This window comes from Paenacidovorax caeni, assembly GCF_001298675.1.
Classification (GTDB): Bacteria; Pseudomonadota; Gammaproteobacteria; order Burkholderiales; family Burkholderiaceae_C; genus Paenacidovorax; species Paenacidovorax caeni.
In genome coordinates, this window is record NZ_CYIG01000103.1 from 1 (window position 1) to 2,436 (window position 2,436).

A 2,436-nucleotide genomic window follows, 5' to 3' on the forward strand; every position below is an offset into this window, starting at 1 on the left:
TGAAACCGACCACGGTTTGACGCCACGAATCGCAGATTTGAAAGTGAACAGGAAAGTCAATGAAATCAACGATCTACCAACACCACCTCCGCGCCAGTGCTAGCTTTTCGTACCGTCACTTATTGCACTGAAAACGAGGAGACCCCTGCATGCACTTGGCCGAACTGCGCGGCTTCGCAGTCTGAGGCGGATCGTCCCCATCGCGTTTCCCAAAACATCGCCAGCATCACGGGGCGTGGTGCCTCGTCGTTCTTTATGTGGCGTCGCAGCGTCCCTGGCGCTATGCCCAAGTGCCGCGCCATCTGCTTTTCGGTAGCCGGTATGTTCGCCACCATCAAGCGCAAGGGCGGCAGTTCGGCGTGTGTAGGCGCTCTAAACATGCAATTCACAAATCAATGATTGTGTCAATGCGTGAAACTACGCCCATTGCATCTGCCTGCGGGCCTGCATCACTCGCTGCATGCCTCTCTTGGAGATTAAACATAATATACATCGTATAAATTAAAATGCCCATGGCAGGTTCGCTTATGGCCTGCAAACGTCTGCATAACTGAAGTTGTGCTTATTTTTAAAGAGAAGTTGTAACCCTATATTGAATGACCTTGAACCGCCCAGCGTTCTGCGGAGGCCTGTTGGTTTAAGTCAGGCGGTCGCGGCCTGACCAGCGCGTTGTCGATGGTAGTTGGCCTCGAACTCGGCCGGCGGCAGATAGCCCAACGGTTCTATCAATCGGTGGTGGTTGAACCAAGCTACCCAGTCCAGCGTCGCCAGCTCAACCGCCTGCTTGGTCTTCCACGGCCCGCGCCGGTGGATCACCTCGGCCTTGTATAGCCCGTTGATGGTCTCGGCCAGGGCGTTGTCGTAGCTGTCGCCCTTGGAGCCCACTGATGGCTCAATGCCGGCTTCGGCTAGGCGTTCGCTGTAGCGGATGGACAGGTATTGCGAACCCCTTTCGGAGTGGTGGGTCAGGCTGCCATCGTCGCACGGGTTGCGGTCGTACAGCGCCTGCTCTAGCGCGTCGAGCACGAACTCGGTGTTCCGCCTGGGCGAAAAACGCGCTGGCCAGCTTCAGAATCTCGTTGGCCTTGCGCAGCTCACGCACCTCGCGCTCGAGGTCCTTCACGCGCTGCGACTCGCTAGTCGTCACGCCTTCTCGCACGCCGGCATCGACCTCGGCGCGCTTGACCCATTCGTTCAGCGACTGGGGCACGCAGCCAATCTTGGGCGCGATGGGCTCGGTGCTCCTGCACCATCCTCACCGCTCGCTCACGCACCTCGGGCGAGAACTTGTTCGTCTTCTTCAGGCCCAATCCTCCCAGAGTGTTGAGCCTCCTCGAAACCCGGGGCGATTCAAAGCGCTGGTGGATGCGGGATTTAAAGGCAAGCTAGGTCCGGTGGCACTGAACACCTTGATCCATCGGATTGCTGTGCTGTCCAAGGCCCACCAGATCCGAGAGCTGAAGAACCCTTGCCAGGATCCCAAAGTCCGCGAGTTGCTGGCCAAGACCCGGCGGGCCTACGGCAAACGTGGCGCGCTTCCTCGGAAGAAGGATGCTCTGACAAAGGATCCGCTAATGGCCATCCTGGACACCTGTGATGACTCGCTCAAGGGCATCCGGGACCGCGCCCTCCTCCTCTTTGCCTGGGCATCGGGTGGGCGTCGTCGGTCAGAAGTGACGGGGGCGACGATGAAGAATCTTCACCGGGTCGGGCCCAGCAGCTTCATCTACACCCTCGCCTATTCCAAGAGCAACCAGATTGCGGCGGATCGTCCGGAGAACGTGAAACCATTGGAGGGCATTGCGGGCGAAGCTCTGCAGGCCTGGTTGACGGCTTCAGCCATCGTGGACGGAGCTATATTCAGACAGGTCAGGAAAGGCGGTCGCCTTGGTGAAACCCTCTCCCCTGCCACAGTGCGAGATATTGTTCGAGAGCGGACAAAGCTTGCAGGACTGCCGGAGGTGTTTTCCGCCCACTCTCTGCGGTCTGGCTTTGTGACTGAGGCGGCCATACAAAAAGTGCCGCTGGCCGATACCATGGCGATGACCGGACACAGGAGCGTTGCTAGCGTAGTGGGGTACTACCGCCCATCCAATCACAACCCAGCAGCAAAGCTGCTTTGATATGTCGACGGTGTTCTGCAGTAGGCGGGAATGCGAACCTGATTTTTTATTTCACGATGACTCCAGCACCGAATTTCGCTGGACTACGCGGGCGTGTCCGAATTTTTGTGTAAACGGTTCGGACTTCAATTGACGGAGATGCGGTCTCCGAACTGAATGGTAAATCGGGTCAGCGCGGCCTTCCAATCCCGGATGGGCAGGGTCCACTTCTGGCTGATGTTGCGCAGGGCCAGGTAGAACAGCTTGGTCAGCGCCTCGTCGCTGGGGAACGAGCCCCGGTTCTTGGTCAGCTTCCTCAGGCTCATGTTCACCG

General features: G+C 58.2%; 3 pseudogenes. 1 reads left to right on the forward strand and 2 read right to left on the reverse strand.

Features of this window, described 5'->3' with window-relative positions:
• Positions 1-642: 642 nt before the first annotated feature.
• Positions 643-1,304: pseudogene (locus BN2503_RS18835) on the reverse strand (transposase).
• Between the two features lie 51 nt (positions 1,305-1,355).
• On the opposite strand from BN2503_RS18835, the pseudogene BN2503_RS18840 reads away from it, so the two are divergent.
• A pseudogene (locus BN2503_RS18840) lies at positions 1,356-2,123 on the forward strand (site-specific integrase); the annotation flags it as partial.
• Between the two features lie 125 nt (positions 2,124-2,248).
• Here the strand turns inward: BN2503_RS18840 and BN2503_RS18845 are convergent.
• Positions 2,249-2,436: pseudogene (locus BN2503_RS18845) on the reverse strand (IS256 family transposase); the annotation flags it as partial.